18 protein-coding genes are annotated in these 17,285 nt (G+C 37.1%); 6 read left to right on the top strand and 12 right to left on the bottom strand.

Annotated elements, in window-relative coordinates:
• Positions 1 to 172: 172 nt before the first annotated feature.
• Together MHH45_RS20370 and trmB are read right to left on the bottom strand one after the other, a co-directional pair.
• Positions 173 to 1,036 carry a YtnP family quorum-quenching lactonase gene (locus MHH45_RS20370; RefSeq protein WP_016116688.1) on the bottom strand — a complete coding sequence of 288 codons (864 nt, stop codon included), beginning with the start codon at positions 1,034 to 1,036 and terminating at the stop codon, positions 173 to 175.
• 195 nt (positions 1,037 to 1,231) lie between these two features.
• Positions 1,232 to 1,885, bottom strand: coding sequence for a tRNA (guanosine(46)-N7)-methyltransferase TrmB (gene trmB / locus MHH45_RS20365; RefSeq protein ID WP_003201235.1), 654 nt, complete (start codon positions 1,883 to 1,885; stop codon positions 1,232 to 1,234).
• A 274-nt stretch (positions 1,886 to 2,159) separates the two neighbouring features.
• On the opposite strand from trmB, the gene MHH45_RS20360 reads away from it, so the two are divergent.
• A complete protein-coding gene (locus MHH45_RS20360; protein ID WP_016116689.1) occupies positions 2,160 to 2,438 on the top strand; it encodes a YtzH-like family protein in 279 nt (92 codons plus the stop codon).
• Positions 2,439 to 2,446: 8 nt separating this feature from the next.
• On the opposite strand, the gene MHH45_RS20355 is transcribed toward MHH45_RS20360, so the two are convergent.
• From MHH45_RS20355 to pepV, 4 genes are all read right to left on the bottom strand, one after another.
• Positions 2,447 to 3,244 (bottom strand): phosphotransferase family protein, encoded by a 798-nt coding sequence (locus tag MHH45_RS20355; protein ID WP_016116690.1) that lies wholly within the window; start codon positions 3,242 to 3,244, stop codon positions 2,447 to 2,449.
• 486 nt (positions 3,245 to 3,730) lie between these two features.
• On the bottom strand, positions 3,731 to 5,872 hold the full coding sequence (gene pulA / locus MHH45_RS20350) for a type I pullulanase (protein ID WP_016116691.1): 2,142 nt from the start codon (positions 5,870 to 5,872) through the stop codon (positions 3,731 to 3,733).
• Between the two features lie 429 nt (positions 5,873 to 6,301).
• Positions 6,302 to 6,856: an RNA 2',3'-cyclic phosphodiesterase gene (gene thpR / locus MHH45_RS20345; protein ID WP_016116692.1), complete on the bottom strand. Its 555-nt coding sequence runs from the start codon at positions 6,854 to 6,856 to the stop codon at positions 6,302 to 6,304.
• A gap of 113 nt (positions 6,857 to 6,969) precedes the next feature.
• Positions 6,970 to 8,376 (bottom strand): dipeptidase PepV, encoded by a 1,407-nt coding sequence (gene pepV / locus MHH45_RS20340; protein ID WP_088093798.1) that lies wholly within the window; start codon positions 8,374 to 8,376, stop codon positions 6,970 to 6,972.
• A 357-nt stretch (positions 8,377 to 8,733) separates the two neighbouring features.
• On the opposite strand from pepV, the gene MHH45_RS20335 reads away from it, so the two are divergent.
• A complete protein-coding gene (locus tag MHH45_RS20335) occupies positions 8,734 to 8,955 on the top strand; it encodes a DeoR family transcriptional regulator (protein ID WP_000805512.1) in 222 nt (73 codons plus the stop codon).
• An 83-nt stretch (positions 8,956 to 9,038) separates the two neighbouring features.
• Here MHH45_RS20335 and MHH45_RS20330 read toward each other — a convergent pair whose 3' ends face one another.
• Entirely contained in the window at positions 9,039 to 9,773 is a 735-nt protein-coding gene (locus MHH45_RS20330) for a pseudouridine synthase (RefSeq protein WP_016116694.1), read from the bottom strand.
• A gap of 42 nt (positions 9,774 to 9,815) precedes the next feature.
• The gene (locus tag MHH45_RS20325) at positions 9,816 to 11,468 is read right to left on the bottom strand and encodes a putative polysaccharide biosynthesis protein (protein ID WP_016132126.1); all 1,653 of its coding nucleotides are present in this window, start codon (positions 11,466 to 11,468) and stop codon (positions 9,816 to 9,818) included.
• Positions 11,469 to 11,618: 150 nt separating this feature from the next.
• On the opposite strand from MHH45_RS20325, the gene MHH45_RS20320 reads away from it, so the two are divergent.
• Positions 11,619 to 12,890, top strand: coding sequence for an NAD(P)/FAD-dependent oxidoreductase (locus MHH45_RS20320; RefSeq protein WP_016116696.1), 1,272 nt, complete (start codon positions 11,619 to 11,621; stop codon positions 12,888 to 12,890).
• A 107-nt stretch (positions 12,891 to 12,997) separates the two neighbouring features.
• Positions 12,998 to 14,431 carry an MDR family MFS transporter gene (locus MHH45_RS20315; RefSeq protein ID WP_016116697.1) on the top strand — a complete coding sequence of 478 codons (1,434 nt, stop codon included), beginning with the start codon at positions 12,998 to 13,000 and terminating at the stop codon, positions 14,429 to 14,431.
• Between the two features lie 133 nt (positions 14,432 to 14,564).
• On the opposite strand, the gene MHH45_RS20310 is transcribed toward MHH45_RS20315, so the two are convergent.
• Positions 14,565 to 14,888, bottom strand: a complete 324-nt coding sequence (locus MHH45_RS20310) for an ArsR/SmtB family transcription factor (RefSeq protein ID WP_016116698.1) — start codon at positions 14,886 to 14,888, stop codon at positions 14,565 to 14,567.
• Positions 14,889 to 15,317, bottom strand: coding sequence for an SRPBCC family protein (locus MHH45_RS20305; RefSeq protein WP_016116699.1), 429 nt, complete (start codon positions 15,315 to 15,317; stop codon positions 14,889 to 14,891).
• 360 nt (positions 15,318 to 15,677) lie between these two features.
• On the opposite strand from MHH45_RS20305, the gene MHH45_RS20300 reads away from it, so the two are divergent.
• A complete protein-coding gene (locus MHH45_RS20300; protein WP_016116700.1) occupies positions 15,678 to 15,896 on the top strand; it encodes a DUF3973 domain-containing protein in 219 nt (72 codons plus the stop codon).
• A 34-nt stretch (positions 15,897 to 15,930) separates the two neighbouring features.
• On the opposite strand, the gene MHH45_RS20295 is transcribed toward MHH45_RS20300, so the two are convergent.
• Both MHH45_RS20295 and MHH45_RS20290 read right to left on the bottom strand, forming a co-directional pair.
• The gene (locus tag MHH45_RS20295; protein WP_003201211.1) at positions 15,931 to 16,113 is read right to left on the bottom strand and encodes a sporulation protein Cse60; all 183 of its coding nucleotides are present in this window, start codon (positions 16,111 to 16,113) and stop codon (positions 15,931 to 15,933) included.
• Between the two features lies 1 nt (position 16,114).
• The gene (locus tag MHH45_RS20290; RefSeq protein ID WP_033671564.1) at positions 16,115 to 16,351 is read right to left on the bottom strand and encodes a DUF2553 family protein; all 237 of its coding nucleotides are present in this window, start codon (positions 16,349 to 16,351) and stop codon (positions 16,115 to 16,117) included.
• A gap of 286 nt (positions 16,352 to 16,637) precedes the next feature.
• Here MHH45_RS20290 and MHH45_RS20285 point away from each other — a divergent pair, with 286 nt between their 5' ends.
• Complete coding sequence (locus MHH45_RS20285; RefSeq protein ID WP_077295330.1) at positions 16,638 to 17,132, top strand: CarD family transcriptional regulator; 495 nt, start codon at positions 16,638 to 16,640, stop codon at positions 17,130 to 17,132.
• The last annotated feature ends 153 nt before the right edge of the window (positions 17,133 to 17,285 follow it).

Here is a 17,285-nt window from a genome sequence, read left to right as displayed (position 1 = left end):
CATATAGAGCATGTCACAATGCAGTAACTCAGAGATATTATAACAATTTTCAGAATATTTTAACAGTATTTCTTTCGACAAATCCTTGCCATGTGTTTGTAGGTGAACAAGAACATAAAAAATTTACTTTTTAGTGGAGGGGGTGACCCTCCACTCCATACTTCTATCTTTCTTACACTTCACTTAATACATTTTCCTCTTTTCGTTCTACCTTCTCAACCATATTCCCTTCCTCATCCCACTTCACAGCGCGATAATAGGCATCATGATAAAAAGTGAACCATGCTTTCTTTTCTGTGCCATACTTCATCCATTTTTGCTTATGTTCAATTGAAGTCATTGGATAATCATCATATGCCATCACCCATAATACGTTTTGATGAGCATGCGTTGGCAAGAGATCCGCTAAATGAAGCATCGTTTCTCCTTTACTTTCAAGAACAATTACAGCATGACCATCACTATGCCCTCCTGTATGTACCATTCTGATTTCATCTGAAATTTGTATTTCGTCTTTGAAAGTGACAATTTGCTCTACAATTGGCTCCCAATTTTCTTTCCAATATGTATTACGAGAGCGGATATTAGGGTTTTTCATTTCATTCCATTCTATTTCTGATACATACACTTTTGCATTTGGAAACGTCGGAACAAGCTCACCATCTTCCGATTTTGTTAATCCTGATGCATGATCAAAATGAAGGTGTGTCATTAATACATAATGAATATCTTCAGCTGTTAGACCGCGCTCCACTAGAGAATGTTCAACTGACGATTCTTCTGTTACCCCTTGATTCCGCTTCATTTTTTCATTCATTTTATTATTTCCAATTCCTGAATCAATGAGCATATTTCCTTCTTTCGTTTGTACAAGCAACGGATCTGTTCTTAAATAAATATGATTTGTATCATTATGTTTATATTTGCGTGACCATAAGATTTTTGGTACGACACCAAACATCGCTCCCCCATCTAAATGAGTGTTCCCTCCGCGGAGCCATGTCACTTTTATTTCTCCGATTTTTAAAGATTCCATTCCACATTCCCCCTTTTCCATTTTACCCCGCTATTCGTGTGCAGTAAGACTCCCACCTCAAAATGCAGCAAATGCAAAGAAGTTAGTCGGGGAATCAACTGCCCGTAAAAGCCCGATTGGTGCGGGCTGATTAAAGTTCCTCTTTATTCTAACACAAAATTCAGAATGTTTTTTTACAACAAAAAAACCTGCGCATTACTGCGCAGGTTCTGTTCTATATTTCGCTTCAACACGATAAATACGATGTCCTTTACTAGAAAACTTCTCTTCGTATTCCGTCATAATGTTACCTTCGAAATCACTGTTATGAAGATCTAAGCTAAGGAATGTGAGTAGCATGCCATATTCAGCCATACTCATAAGAGAGTATTCAAATAAACTTTGGTTATCCGTTTTAAAATGAATCTCTCCGCCTGTTACTAACACTTCTTCATAATTGCGTAAAAATGTTTTATACGTTAAACGACGCTTCTCGTGACGATTTTTTGGCCATGGATCTGAGAAGTTTAAATACACACGGTCAATTTCGCCTTCCGCAAAGAAAACTGTTAAATCTTCAGCATCTTTATTAATTAATTTTAAGTTTGGTACTTCTTCTTCAATTAACCTATCAAGCGCATCTACGATAACACTTGTGAATTTTTCAATTCCGATATAGTTAATATGCGGATTCGCTTTTGCCATCTCATAAACGAAACGACCACGACCTGTTCCTACTTCAATATGGATCGGATGGTCATTTCCAAACACTTCTTTCCAATTGCCACAACGCTCCTCTGGGTTTCCAATTACAAACTGTGAATACTCATTAATTCGATCCATTGCATATGGTTTATGTCTTAAACGCATAGATGTCTTCCTCTCTTTACCAGACTATTTTTAGAAGGTTTATTCCTTCTTTCTTTTTTAATCAATCTATCAAACAAAAAACCAAGTACGTACGAGCACTCGGTCCGTTTCTTTCAAGTATAAGGTGTTCCATTTTGATACAAACTACAAAGAGCATAGAACGAAACTCTCCTGTAGAAACGTTTCGTTAGCCAATGATTAGCTACTCCATGACGAAATAGAAAATTTCTCTTACTTGTTCAAATTGAACAACAATCGAAAGGATGATCCAATCATGCCGATTAATCAACAACATCAATTAGAAATTTTAAAAGATATTCTAGTCAATCACCAAAGCGATTGCTGTGGAACGGTTTCTGAGTGCGAACAATTAGAACGGCTCATTCAATCATTGCTTGCAAACGATAGTGTGAACAGCGATGTAAAAGCAATGCTAAACGATGTATATTACTATAGTCAATCGGGTAAATATTCTCCTGATTTAGACAATCATATTTCCAATAATCAAGAGCAACTCACGCAATGGATTTCTGGAATGGACAATTTCTCTTAAATTATTTATTACTCTGAAGCAAGTAGTTGCTGTAAATATTGATGCCAATATTCAGCTTCTGCTTGCTGTTTTTTTGTTGTATGCCATTGAACAGATAAAATAGTTTGTGCCACTACATACCACTTCATACGATGAACCAATGATTCATTCATTTCAATTCCATAATACGCTAACCATTCGTCCCATTCGTGACGCGGAACATACCAATATAATAACATACCAAGATCAAGAGCAGGATCCGCAATAAGCGCTCCATCCCAATCAATTAAAAATAATTCATCTTCGTTCGATAATAACCAATTGTTATGATTGACGTCACAGTGGCACACGACAAACTCATCATGTTCAACATCTTTCAGTGTGGTTTTTAAATATCGTAGCCCTGTCTGAATCGTTTCATCCGTTCTTAAATCTCCTCTTAAAACAAAATACAATTGTTGCAATAACTCCTGCGCATAGAGCGGCTGTTTTCCAAGCCTTTGTATCATCTGCACAAGCGCTTTAGATGAATGTATTTTTTTTAAAAGCTTTGCAACACGCTCAAGTTTCATATCCTCTGGCTCTAGCTTTTGCCCTGGAAGCCACTTTTGAGCTGAAATCACATCACCGTTCGTCACTCTTCTTGTCCAAAGTAATTTTGGAACAATTCCTTCTGCTGACAATACCGCTAAAAAAGGCGATGTATTCCGCTTTAAAAATAGCTTTTGTTGTCCATTTTGCGCAATATATGCATCGCCTGTTGCCCCACCAGCTGGTATAAGACTCCACTCTTCTCCTAATAATTGTTCCAACCATTCCATATTCATTACCCGTTAACAAATCCTTATCTTTTATAGTTATGAAAAGAAAAACCGCAACACCTTTTGAAGATGTTGTGGATTCATATGAAAACTCCCGCCACTTAGCTCCTTTGGCTCTTAAAGTAGGGGTTTCTCGTGTTAATCATCTCTAACAGATGATTAACACGAGTAGAGTTGACACAGCTGCCTGATGCACAACCCCTCTATTCCATTGGCAAACGCCCCTGGAACTAATTTTTTAATATATTGTATAAAGACAGTTACTAGCAATTCATCTTCATCCTCAAAGACTATACTAAGCATATTCCTTGAAAGTGGAGTTTTCTTACTTTTTTTGATAAAAGAAAACTTGGCATGGGCCAAGAAATCAAAACAAACTAACCGTCTATTCTTTTATATTTTACAAAACCAATAATACAATGACAACTTATCGAAATCGTCACCTTTGTCAATTCTACATTTATTATATTCTCATCGTCAAGTAGCGATTTGTCACATTATCGCCAATATATACGAGCTAATCGGAACCATTTGAAGTTCACTTCCTTGAAATGAAGAAATCGGATGTACTTTCGCTTTTGTACTGTCTGCTAATACGTACCACATTTCGTGTTTCGGCAGTGAAATCGTTTCTAATTGCACACCATTATGAAACAACACCACAATTTCCTTCCAAGGACCGAACTTTCCTATATTTTGTAAATGATAAGCAACAACAGTAGGAGATGTTTGTAAAAATGTCATATGCTTCTTTATAAGATTCGCTGACTGTAAGCGAAACGCTCTATGTGCCTTACGAATCGCAATCAAGCCTTGTATATAAGCAATTGTTTCTATTTCTTTCTCTTTTTGATCCCAATCGAGTTGATTAATTTCGTCAAGCGCATTATAACTATTTTCATTTCCTTTCTTAGAACGATAAAACTCTTGTCCTGCATGTAAAAATGGAATTCCTTGTGAGAGTAATGTCATCGCTGTCGCTAAACGATGACGCCTTTTTTGCACTTCTTCCGTTTCCTGATTGCTACGCACGAGTTTATCCCACATCGTCATATTGTCATGACATTCCACATAGTTAATACTTTGAATGGGTTCTAAAAATAACCCGTCTCCTTTTTCATTTACAAGACTTCCTGTTAACACATATTGCAAATGCGCGGGGTCTACACTTCCTCCAAATGCAAAACCACGTTTACTTACATCAAACGTGCTACCTTTTATTCCATCACGAAATTGATCGTTGAACTGCGCGATTTGTGGCATTTTGTTTGCATTGTTAAGCGTTGCCTTCTCTTCTGCCGGAAGCGGTGTTTGTAAATCCCAGCCTTCCCCTAATAACAGTGCATCCTTTTTTCTTTTCCTTATTTCCTTTTCTAATTCATTCATCGTTTCTACATCTAAAATTCCCATTAAATCAAATCGAAAACCATCCACGTTATATTCAGTAAGCCAATATAAAACAGAATTAATAATAAATTTCCGCATCATTTTTCGCTCTGATGCTAGATCATTCCCAACTCCAGTTCCATTTGATGGCATACCATTTTCATCATGTCTGAAATAGTATCCTGGTACAAGCTTTTCAAAAGATGATGTTTCTCTTTCATATACATGGTTGTATACAACATCCAAAATAACGCGGAGTCCATGCTCATGAAACTTTTCAATAAGTTGTTTACATTCCTTGATTCGGTTATAAGGGTCGGTAGGATCACTTGCATACACTCCCGTTGGAACGTTGTAATATAATGGATTATAGCCCCAGTTATACGTTACAAAAGGGGTCGTTTCATCTACTCCAGCAAAATGATGAAGAGGTAAAAGCTCAACATGTGTAACTCCTAATCCTTTTATATAAGAAAAGGCCGTCTCTGTCCCAAGTCTCCCCTTCGTATTCTCTTCTGTTAATCCAGTATATGTCCCCTTTTTTTCCACACCACTATTTGGATGCATAGTGGCATCACGAATATGCAATTCATAAAGGATTGCATCCGTAAAAGATTCAAGTTTAGGTAATGAATTTTGTTCTTTTACATATGTCTTCGCAAGATCAATTACAATTCCATACTTACCATTCACCGATACCGATTTTGCATATGGATCTACAACTTCATTCCATATTAAATTAATACAAACAAGAAATGTATACCTTGCTAATTCAAAGTCTCCTTGTAAAATACGAGACCAAACACCATTCTCTTCTCTTTGCATCTCATAATCCGTATACTCTTTATCATTTTTATAAATTCTTACTTTCGCAAGTCTTGCAGTTGGTGCCCACATTTTAAAAGTTGTTTTTTCCTTTCTATAACAAGCTCCTAAATCGCTACCATCATAATAATATTTTTCATCAAATACAGCCGTTCGAATAACCGCTCCAATTTGTAAATCTGTTTCTTCATTCCGCTCATCCCGCACTGTATAATACTTCCCCACATCAAGTGGATATTCTATATAACATTCATACTTTGTTACATCTGCAAGGGAAATAATTTGAGCAACCTTAAGCTCCCATACATGATTTCCTTCCTGCATAAAAAATGTCCGGCTTGTTCCATACGTATGCGGGAGCAAAATTGTAATTTTATTCATTTCATCTAAATAAGCTTCAAATGGACGCTTTACTTTCAGCATAAAAAATCACCATCATTCTCGAAATTAAAATGAAACTATATGAATACAATTTGAAAAACCGACATAAAACCCAATCTTTAGGTGGGAGAGAGCAACTGGCCATTCATAGAAGCGGTCAGAACCTCTTCCTGCCCCGTGCAACGCTAAAACAAAGAGAGAAAACAAGTAGCGATCACTTTTTGCTTTACATAACAGGGGATTTTATGTTGAAAAATCAAAATAGATTTATATATCTGTAAGAAATAGGTATCCCCTAAAGATAAAGTGAAACTTCCATCAGTGGGGGTTTTCTTCATCTTCCACCCATCTCCCTTGTTTCTCTCTGAATATTGAGGTGGGGGGTCTTACTGCCCGAAAATAACAGGATAAATGGGACGTTACACAAACTTACTATTTTCTATAGTATATTCACATTCATAAGAAACGTTTTCACACTTTAAGATTCTGTAACTTTATTTCATAAATTGACTCATACTTTGGAGTTTGATGGATGTGAGACTCATACAATGTAATCGTATCAGCCTGAAACAATATCGCATCTAATTGCTTCAGATCTTTAAGATTAAATGTTTCTTCTCCCATCCACTTACGAGCAACAGTAATATGCGGATGATAGGGACGTGTTTCAAGCGAAAAACCGTTTCTTTCACAAATAGCATGCACCTGTTTTTGCATATCAAATAACGCTTGATTTTCTTTTAATCCAGCCCAAAATATACGTGGGCTCTCTACTAGGCCAAATGTAGAAAAATTTTGCAGCGTGAGATCTAATTCCGTTTTATTTGTAAGGAGTTGTAATCCTTTCTCTATTCCTTTCAATTGTTCCTGCGCCGCACTCCCTAAAAAAGCAAGTGTAATATGATAGTCTTCCTTATATACCCATGAGCGAAATGGCAACTTATCCTTCATTTCTTCTTTGTAATTTCCAAGTATTTCTTTTATATGATCCGGCAGGGTAACTGCTAAAAAATAATGTGGTACCATTTGTATCTTCTCCTTTCTTGTTATTGTTGCTTTTCTTTTGTATCTCATTCAATTGGATAAAAAGAATCCGCTCCCTAAAATAGGGAGCGGTCATATATCACAGGAAAATCAACCTATTTCGCTAATTCATAAATTGCCTGTGCATAAATTACTGTTGCTTTTAGTAAATCTTCTATTTCAATATACTCATCTTTTTGATGAGCAAGTTCTTCTTTTCCAGGGAAAAGCGGACCGAATGCTACACCAGCTTTTAATGAACGAGCATATGTACCGCCACCAATTGCTAATAGCTCCGCTTTCTCTCCTGTTTGTTCTTCATACACACGTTGTAATGTACGAATTAAAACATGATCTTTATCAACGTGATGCGGACGTGAGTTAGAATAATCAGCTACTTGGAAGCCTTTGTTGCCGACATAGTCTTTTAATTTCTGCACCGTCTCTTCAAAATTCGTTGTTACTGGATAGCGCACATTTAAACCTAAGTTTCCGCCTTCTTCTTTCATATAAGAAAGGCGACCTACATTGACTGTTAACGGTCCGCTAATTTCATCTTTATAAGCGATTCCTGCTTTTTCTCCAAGCGTATCATTCGTAAATGTTTCTGTAACAAACGCCGCAAATGAAGCGCCTTTACCGTCAAGAGCAATCGTTGTTAAAAAGTTCGCTAATAAGAGTCCTGCATTTTCACCTTTTTCAGGAGTAGAACCGTGAGCTGAAACTCCTTCTAATTGTAGTGTCACGGTATTTCCTGCTACATTTGCTTTACCTGTCTTCTTCACAGTTTGTAAGTATTGTTCATAAGCATTGCTGAGTTCCTCTGCTTTTTCAGTCGTAATCACTGCTTCCGCAAAATCAGGAACCATATTTAAACGGCGACCTGAAGCAAATGAAACAAGCTCATATTCCCCGCCTTCTGTTTCGCTATTCTTTTGCACAACTTGTATATCAGAAATCCCTTTTTCCGCATTAATAATAGGAAAATCTGCATCTGGCGCGAACCCCATTGTTGGCATTTCTTCATTTTTGAAATAATGATCGACACATTTCCAGTTGCTTTCTTCATCCGTTCCTAAAATCATGCGTACGCGTTTTGAAAGCGGCAATCCTAATTCTTTTACAATTTTCATTGCATAGTAAGCAGCCATTGTTGGCCCTTTATCATCAATTGCACCGCGTGCAAAAATCTTTCCGTCACGAATATCAGCGCTGTATGCAGGAGTTGTCCAACCATCTCCTTCTGGTACAACATCAACGTGACAAAGAATGCCAACTAACTCTTCTCCTTGTCCCATTTCAAGATGCCCTGCATACCCTTCTAAATTTTTAGAAGTAAATCCTTCTACTTCCCCTTTATGTAACATGAAGGATAATGCCTTTGCTACACCTTCTCCAAACGGTGCACCTTCTTTTTCCGTTTCTTCTTCCCATACACTTTTAATTTGCAGGAATTGCTGCGCGTCATGAATTAATTCATCTTTTCTTTTCTCAACTTCTTCTGTCCAATTAATTGCTGACATAACTCATTCACCTCTTCTATATTCTCTCTTTCATCATAGCAAACGAAAATCCGATATGACAACAGGAGAACATCCAATAATGAACAATTTTAATTTTTCAGACACTTCATATTAGTTTTTCTTTTATTTTTCTAAAAAAATTTGCAGGAATTTGGCGTTTTACGTAGAAATTTATGTGGTAGTTGATAGAAGAGACATAGAATGTCAACTACCAATATTTTTATATTTTATTATTTGTTAAACTTTTGTAAAATTTAACTAGGTTAAAGCATGAAATTTGTCAAGTGGAGTACAATGGAAGTAAGGACCTTCTTTCCTGAATGGGGTCAAAAAAACTAGTAGAGGAGTGGTTTTCTCTTGAAACCTACGACTACTCGTATGCTAACACGCATTAAATCAATTTATATGTACATCAATGAGAATGGTACGGTAACGACGAAAGACCTTGTAGATGAGTTCGGGATCACACCGCGAACAATACAACGTGATCTGAATGTGTTGCAATTTAATGAACTCGTGTATAGCCCTTGCCGCGGTAAGTGGACAACAACAGGAAAGAAAGTGAGAATGACCTCATAACGAAAACAATTGTATCTAAAATATAATACATACCCCTTTCTGTAAAATCAGAAAGGGGTTCTTTCTATTTTTTAGAATCGGTCTCAATCTTGACTCTCTGTTTGAACTTGATACGTTTTTAACATTTCCACTTCTTCATCTGTTAATTCACGGTATTGACCAAGTTCTAATTCTCCATCTAACACTAAAGGTCCCATCTCCGTTCTCTTTAAGTAGACAACCTTTTTCCCTACCGCTTCAAACATGCGCTTTACTTGATGGAATTTTCCTTCTGTAATGACAAGCTCGATTTCAGACACATCATCGCTTTTCAAAATTGTAAGTTCACCTGGCTTCGTTTCATAGCCATCATCTAAAATAACACCTTTTGCAAATTCTTCTACATCTTTTTCTGTTACAACTCCAGCTACGTGTGCATAGTACTTTTTCGGAACGTGCTTTTTCGGAGATAATAACTGATGCGTAAGCTTCCCATCATTTGTTAATAATAGGAAGCCTTCTGTATCAATATCAAGTCTTCCAACTGGAAACGGATCAAAGATTGCATCTTCTAATTCCAATAAATCAACAACTGTTTCATGATTATCATCTTCTGTTGCCGAAATGACCCCTTGTGGTTTATGCATCATTAAATATACAAATTCCTTATATTCAACAATCTCACCGTGAATCGTAACCTCTTGTTCTTCTACATTCACATGAAACTTCGCATCTTTTACTGAAATTCCATCAATTTTTACAACGCCATCCTTTAATAACTTCTTTACTTCTTTTCTACTTCCGTATCCCATATTTGCTAATAATTTATCTAATCTCATTTTTTCACCTTCTTGTATTTATCATAGAAAAGGGGACGTGTATTACGCCCCTTTTGATTTCATCTTTATTTTCAGCTTACCGCCAAGCTTACGCTGAATCTTCTCTAAAGCTTCTCCGCTAAATACTCTTTCAAGTACACCTGTGCGAATCGCTAACAATCCGTAAGTAAGGCCACCAATACCTGCACAAACCGCAACTGTAATCAGTGCACCAAATCGGCCCTCAGGCGAAATCACAAAGGATAAAATTCCTTGTGATAGTTTTACGACAATGACCATCACAATTGTTAATATTGCAATTTGGAATGTTCGTTTATATACAACACCGAATGAATAGTGTGCATGTTTTCGAATTTGTTTATTCGTATACCAAATGGAAGCTAGGAATCCAATACCTGTTGCTAAAACAGCTCCAACTGTACCGAAGTAACGAATTAAAATCACATTACATAAAAACTTCAAAATAACGCCCATGCCAAGCGCAATAACCGCATGCTTCTGCTGATTAATCCCTTGCAATATCGCTGCAGTCACTGTAAATAACGCGAATAATAACGCAACTGGCGCATACCACATCAATACTTGTCCACCTAATGGATCCTTTTCATAAAACGCTGTATAAATCGGATACGCAAGCGTCGAAATACCAACTACCGCTGGTAATGTCAAGAACATATTTGCCTGGAATGTTTGTGTAATTTGTAGTTTTAAATAGCGAAATTGTTTTTCTGTAAATGATTTTGTAATTGCTGGAACAAGAGTTAAACTAAACGCCGTTGCAAGTGACACAGGAATCATAATTAATTTATGCGTCCACATCGTAAAAATACCAAGTGCTCGCTCTGCAATATCACCTTGTCCAATCGCTTGCATAATAGAGTTGAATGTTAATGTATCAATTTGTTGATATAAAGGAATTGTTAATCCAATAACAACATAAGGAATTGCATATGCAAATAATTCTTTAAATAATTGAATTGTACTTACTGTTGATTCTGGTACAGTTTGTTCAATTAAATATTGATCGAGATGCTTTTTGCGTTTTAACCAGTACCATATTAATACACCAAGCGCTCCCACAGCTGAAACAAACGCTGCGAAAGTTGCCACTCCAACTGCTGCCGCTACTGATCCACCTATTACTTTAATGACAATAAAACTACCCGCTAATAAAAAGATAATGCGAATAATTTGTTCAATAATTTGCGATACCGTAGTCGGTCCCATCGATTGATGACCTTGGAAATAACCACGAATTAAACTTGCTGCTGGTACAACAATAAGCGCAAAACTTACGAGGCGAATAATCATCGTAACATCTTCTATACTATTGTGTACACGTTGTTTACCAAGCATTGCCTCAGCAAATAATGGCGCAGACATGTAAAGAACTAAGAAGGAAAGGATTCCTGTTGCAATCATCATAACCATTCCCGAGCGGAACATTCTCCGGCTCGTCTTATAATCTCCAAGCGCATTATATTTAGAAACAAACTTTGAAACAGCAAGCGGCACTCCCGCCGTTGCAATACTTAAAAAGATCGTATATGGAATATATCCATACGTATAGAGCGTTCCGCCTTCTGTGCCAACTAAGGCATGAAATGGAAAGACATAAATCATGCCTAGAAACTTAACTAAAAAAGTTCCTAACGTCACAATAAGCGTTCCGCGCAGAAATTTTGAATCGGACATAGATGATCCTCCTACATATATAACGCTGAACTCTAACCTTTGTATTGTACCACAATTCTTCAGCGAAACAGTATATCACTGAATTTTTCTTTTCTACGAAAACATGCTATTCTTTTAGGCAGGAAATGTAGAAAATGAGGTCGATATACTATGCATTATGATGTGATTGTCATCGGAGGAGGCCCTTCAGGATTAATGGCCGCAATCGGTGCTGCTGAAGAAGGCGCACGCGTCTTGCTTCTTGATAAAGGAAATAAACTAGGACGTAAGCTTGCGATTTCTGGCGGTGGACGCTGCAACGTAACAAACCGCTTACCGCTTGATGAAATTGTGAAACATATACCAGGAAACGGTCGCTTTTTATACAGTGCCTTTTCTATCTTTAATAATGAAGATATTATTACGTTCTTCGAAAAGCTTGGTGTAAAGCTAAAAGAAGAGGATCATGGGCGCATGTTCCCTGTCTCAAATAAAGCGCAATCAGTTGTCGACGCTTTATTAACAAGACTAGAAGAACTAGGCGTTAAAATGCGTACGAACACACCTGTTGAAACGATCGAATATGAAAACGGTCAAACAAAAGCCGTTGTTCTCCAGACAGGCGAGGTTCTTGAAACAAATCATGTTGTAATTGCTGTTGGCGGAAAATCTGTCCCTCACACTGGTTCAACTGGGGATGGCTACGCTTGGGCTGAAAAAGCGGGACATACAATTACAGAACTTTTCCCAACGGAAGTCCCAATTACTTCAAACGAACCATTTATTCGTGACCGTACATTGCAAGGTCTTGCTTTACGCGATGTAAACTTAAGCGTATTAAATCCAAAAGGAAAAGCTGTCATTTCTCATAAAATGGACATGCTCTTTACCCACTTTGGTATTTCTGGCCCAGCCGCTCTTCGCTGTAGCCAATTCGTTGTAAAAACGATGAAAAAATTTAAAATGCGCGCAGTAGAAATGAGCATCGATGCACTGCCAGAAGAAAATAGCGAACAGCTCTTCCAACGCATGATGAAACAAATGAAAGAAGAACCCAAAAAAGGAATCAAAAATGTGTTAAAAGGATATGTTCCTGAACGTTATTTCCTATTCTTATTAGAAAGAAACGGAATTGACGGTAGCGAACAAGCTGGGCAAGTTTCACATGAAAAAATCCGTGCACTTGTGAAAGACTTCAAAGAGTTTAAAGTAACAGTAAACGGCACACAGCCACTTGAAAAAGCATTCGTTACAGGCGGCGGCGTTTCTGTTAAAGAAATTCATCCGAAAGAAATGGCTTCTAAATTAATGAATGGTCTATACTTCTGCGGAGAAGTTCTTGATATTCATGGCTATACAGGCGGCTACAATATCACTTCCGCTCTTGTCACAGGGCGAATCGCCGGAACAACTGCAGGACAAAACGCAAAAGTGCGGTACTAAAAAAGAAACACGGGTGGATTCTTCCCCCTCCTGTTTCTTTTTTGTTGCCTTATATAGCTTAGTAGCTTTATATTTTATATTGTTGAATATTATAAAGGGGAAAACATATGAGAAAAAAAGTCATGATATCTTTAATGTTAATGACGTTTCTTTCCGCTGTGGAAGGAACGATTGTTAGTACGGCAATCCCTCGTATAACGAGTGATTTATCTGGCGTTGAACTTGTTAGTTGGGTGTATGCAATTTATATGCTCGCAACTGCTGTCTCGACTCCAATCTACGGAAAACTAGCAGATTTATTCGGACGTAAAAAAGTACTGCTCATCGGTGCAGCCATCTTTTTAATCGGTTCTGCATTATGCGGAGTCGTGACATCGATGGAACAATTAATCGTCTTTCGCGCTCTTCAAGGTATAGGTGCCGGCGCTGTTATGCCAATTACAATGACGATTATCGGAGACTTATATAGCGAAGCAAAAGACCGTGCAAAAGCACAAGGCTGGATGAGTGCTGTTTGGGGCGTTTCAGGTGTTGTAGGACCGTTAGTAGGCGGATTTTTAGTTGACTCTCTTTCTTGGCGCTACATCTTCTTCTTAAACGTTCCATTTGGAATCCTTGCTTGTGTGATGATTGCCACTTCTTATAAAGAGTCGATCAAACCAGCGAAACATCATATCGATTATCCTGGTGCGATTATCTTCTCACTAAGTACAATCGCTTTACTTTACGCACTCTTAACAGGAAGCAGTAAGCAAAACTGGGGCGACATTACAATTATCGGCCTCCTAATCTTTGCAGCTGTTTCATTCATTATTTTCTTATTCGTTGAGAAAAAATCTCCGGAACCATTAATCCCGTTAGCACTTTTCTCAAACCGTACATTATCAACAATAAATGTACTAACGCTTATTGCTGGCGTAATGATCATTAGTATTACAATGTACCTTCCAATTTGGAGTCAAGGTGTATTAGGAAAAAATGCTACCGAAGCTGGAATTATTCTCATGCCAGTTCCCGTTATGTGGACATTTGGTGCGATTCTTTCCGGGAATTTAGTTGGTAAGTTGCAAACAAAACAAATTATTTTACTTGGAGCTAGCATTTTATCAGTCGCTACCTTCTTATTATTCATATTATCAACTCATTCACCAGCATTTCTAATTTATGTTGCGGTCGGACTATTCGGCTTAGGAATGGGACTTATTACACCAATTTATATGGTAACCATTCAAGCAGCTGTCCCTGCACATACACGCGGAACAGCAATTGGTTTAAACACATTTGTTAATACATTTAGCCAAACATTAGGTGCCGCTATCTTCGGAACAATCTTTAATACGATGATTCATGCACAAGGCATGCAAAATGTTGATCTTGTCTCAGGTGGACATGGCGGTACAACAAATGTAGTAACAAAATCACAAGAAGTATTAGCTTCGAGCGTACACATCATTTATATGAGTACATTTGCACTTGCACTACTTACACTATTTATCGGGTGGCTTCTATTAAAGCCAGCTACGCAAACAACTGAACAGTAAAAAAGAGGATGATCGTTCATAGCGATCATCCTCTTTCTATATATCGGCGATTTTTTAAATATATCCACCGTTTCTCACGATATATCGGCGATTCGACACAGAATATCGACCATTCGACAATACGTGACAACACTTACTCTTCATGTTCCACCACATATTTGAGCATAGACAATTTATTATTCCAAAACTGTTCATAATAGGAAAGCCACTGCTGTAATTCGGCCAACGGCTCAGGCTGCAACCGATATATCTTTTCTCTCCCAACTTTTCTTCTACTTACTAATTTCGCTTCTGAAAGAATGTGAAGATGTTTCGCTACAGCTGTACGACTCATTGGAAAATGATCTGTTATTTTAGAAATCGGCAATTCTTTTTCAGTTAATAACCGGAGTACTTCGCGGCGTGTTGGATCAGCAATTGCTTGAAAGACATCGTATTTCGCTGCTGATGAGGACACTTATCCTTCAACAACCTTTTTCAGTTTTTCATTTACAATTGTTACCCAGCCACCTGCCATTCTATCGCGAATAACAGAACTTTTCTCGTTTGCTTTCGGAAGAATTGTATCAGCCTGCTTCCATCCACCATGAATAAGAGTAAACTCCGTTTTATCTCCTAAATCTTTCAAAACAAATGAAACGACCCAACCATCTGTATCCCATGAAAAAGATAAACGATGAGGCTCATCAATTTCTAACACTTTACACGGAGATGGTCCAAAAGGTGATTGCACATGAAACTCATGCCCTACCTTAGGTTCAAAGTCATTTGGCATAAACCAAGATGCAATCCCTTCTGAAGTCGATACTGTATTCCATACTTTTTGAATAGGCGCTTCAAAAATAACTGTTTGTTTAATATCTTGTAATGTATTTTGCTCTTCCATATTATATCTCCTTTACGAGGCATCAAAATATAACACCTTTTGGTTTTACCTCTTGATAATATAACACCTTTTGGTTTCACGTCAAGAAACCTCCATTTGCCTGTTGAGAAATTATCAACATTTTTTCAACAGGACAAACACCAGTGCAACATTTCGTCATAATATACTCACAAAAGCAAACACATCTCAATCCTTAGCCTCCCTCCTTCCCTTGGGATTTATTTAGAAAACACATTGATATAAACGAGATATGTATACGCAATGTAATTTGAGCAGGTGGCGATTTTCAAAAACAATAAACTGACTACCTACTCACTCTTTTTCTTTAAAAATTTTTAACAATAAAAGGAGATGAAAGATATGTATTACTGCATTCATTGCTCTGAAATTCATCATGAAAGAGGTTTGACTGATCGAGTCTTCAAAAATGGTTTTTATATTGATCCATTCCTAGGTGAACGCTACCATCTCGGTATGTGTAAAGATGCTACCATTGGTGAAAAAGTTCTATCTACAAAAGAAAACCTGGCACCACAATCCATTATGAATGCTTTACCAACCCATATAATTTCTACTTAAAAACATAAAAAAGAGCTGGTTCCCCAGCTCTTTTTTATGTTTTATAGATAACCATTGCCGAAAAACAATAAATTTGATTTTCATCGTCATTAATGGATACACCAACTTGATATTTAATATCTACAAGCTGTTCGTCATTCAGCTTCTTTAGAAACACATTTACGGAGTCTTCCAAGTCCTTTTCATGACTTTCATCAAACACCTTAACGCGAATCATGTTAACACCATCCTAGATCACAGCTCTCCGCCGCTCGATTATTGCCACGGTGCGTATCTATGATGCGATAAAACTTACCATCTTCATATACATATCCGTCTTCTAACACATATTGCTTATCTTCAGTATAGACATAAAACTTACCTATCATAAATTTATTTGTATATAATTCTAAATAATTTGATTTAAATCTTGCTACTACCTTATTCGTAATATCAATTTTAATTGTGCGCCCCACCATCTCTCCCTCCTTTAAAAAGAACGGATTTAGGTATATTGTATTAACGATTTTGTATTTTATGATTAAAAAAGAGTGGATATGCCTTGTATTTTTCTGTGAGAGTTCCTCAGAATATCATTCCTTTTCACTTGCAGTTCTTTCAAAAAAAATGTTGTGATTTTTTATCTAAAAACAAGATTTAAAAAACGAACTAAAACCATTGACACGGATAGATAACATATGGTAATATAATAAATTTGATATTTTTATCCATATGTGTTATCATTACATATAGTTACCACATATGGAGGTGGATGATTTGTTTCAAATTGGTGATAAAATTGTTTACCCTATGCACGGAGCAGGAATAATCGAAGCGATTGAGGATAAAGAAGTGTTAGGAAAAATACGTCAGTATTGTGTAATACACATGGTTATTAGCGATATGCAAGTGATGATTCCTATGGATAAAGTAGAAAATTCAGGCATACGTTATGTTGTTGACAAAAATACATTAAACGATGTATTAGTTGACATTCATAATGGTGAAGCTGACCACTCACTCTCATGGAAACAAAGATATACCATGAACATGGAGAAAATGAAAAACGGGAAGCTTCTAGACGGTGCTGAAGTTGTTCGCGATTTAATTCGCCGCAATAAAGAAAGAGCATTAAATGCGAGTGAAAAACAGATGCTAGACAACGCGCGCAGAATTTTAATTAGTGAAGTTGCACTTGTGCAAAATGTTTCAGAAAATCAAGCAACTTATATCCTACAAGATACCATCAGTCATTAATCTAAAAATATATATTCAAATTGAAAAACTGATATACAACCTTTCTTTTTTGGTGAGAGAAAGCATCCGGGGCCATGCATAGAAGCGGTCAGACCCTCTTCCTGCCCCATGCCAAATAAAAACAAAAGGAGAAAACAAGTAACGGTCACCTTG

It is taken from the genome of Bacillus sp. FSL K6-0042 (assembly GCF_038006685.1).
GTDB lineage: Bacteria > Bacillota > Bacilli > Bacillales > Bacillaceae_G > Bacillus_A > Bacillus_A pseudomycoides.
The sequence above is the reverse complement of the archived record's forward strand: the minus strand, read 5'-3'. Positions and strand labels throughout refer to the sequence as shown.

Excerpts from the sequence above, each read along its gene's own strand:
- MHH45_RS20355 (WP_016116690.1), bottom strand. The coding sequence starts at position 3,244 with ATGAATATGGAATGGTTGGAACAATTATTAGGAGAAGAGTGGAGTCTT.
- MHH45_RS20330 (WP_016116694.1), bottom strand. The coding sequence starts at position 9,773 with ATGAGATTAGATAAATTATTAGCAAATATGGGATACGGAAGTAGAAAA.
- pepV (WP_088093798.1), bottom strand. The coding sequence starts at position 8,376 with ATGTCAGCAATTAATTGGACAGAAGAAGTTGAGAAAAGAAAAGATGAA.
- MHH45_RS20370 (WP_016116688.1), bottom strand. The coding sequence starts at position 1,036 with ATGGAATCTTTAAAAATCGGAGAAATAAAAGTGACATGGCTCCGCGGA.
- MHH45_RS20285 (WP_077295330.1), top strand. The coding sequence starts at position 16,638 with ATGGAGGTGGATGATTTGTTTCAAATTGGTGATAAAATTGTTTACCCT.
- trmB (WP_003201235.1), bottom strand. The coding sequence starts at position 1,885 with ATGCGTTTAAGACATAAACCATATGCAATGGATCGAATTAATGAGTAT.
- MHH45_RS20320 (WP_016116696.1), top strand. The coding sequence starts at position 11,619 with ATGCATTATGATGTGATTGTCATCGGAGGAGGCCCTTCAGGATTAATG.
- MHH45_RS20295 (WP_003201211.1), bottom strand. The coding sequence starts at position 16,113 with ATGATTCGCGTTAAGGTGTTTGATGAAAGTCATGAAAAGGACTTGGAA.
- MHH45_RS20300 (WP_016116700.1), top strand. The coding sequence starts at position 15,678 with ATGTATTACTGCATTCATTGCTCTGAAATTCATCATGAAAGAGGTTTG.
- MHH45_RS20360 (WP_016116689.1), top strand. The coding sequence starts at position 2,160 with ATGCCGATTAATCAACAACATCAATTAGAAATTTTAAAAGATATTCTA.
- thpR (WP_016116692.1), bottom strand. The coding sequence starts at position 6,856 with ATGGTACCACATTATTTTTTAGCAGTTACCCTGCCGGATCATATAAAA.
- MHH45_RS20325 (WP_016132126.1), bottom strand. The coding sequence starts at position 11,468 with ATGTCCGATTCAAAATTTCTGCGCGGAACGCTTATTGTGACGTTAGGA.
- MHH45_RS20315 (WP_016116697.1), top strand. The coding sequence starts at position 12,998 with ATGAGAAAAAAAGTCATGATATCTTTAATGTTAATGACGTTTCTTTCC.
- MHH45_RS20305 (WP_016116699.1), bottom strand. The coding sequence starts at position 15,317 with ATGGAAGAGCAAAATACATTACAAGATATTAAACAAACAGTTATTTTT.
- pulA (WP_016116691.1), bottom strand. The coding sequence starts at position 5,872 with ATGCTGAAAGTAAAGCGTCCATTTGAAGCTTATTTAGATGAAATGAAT.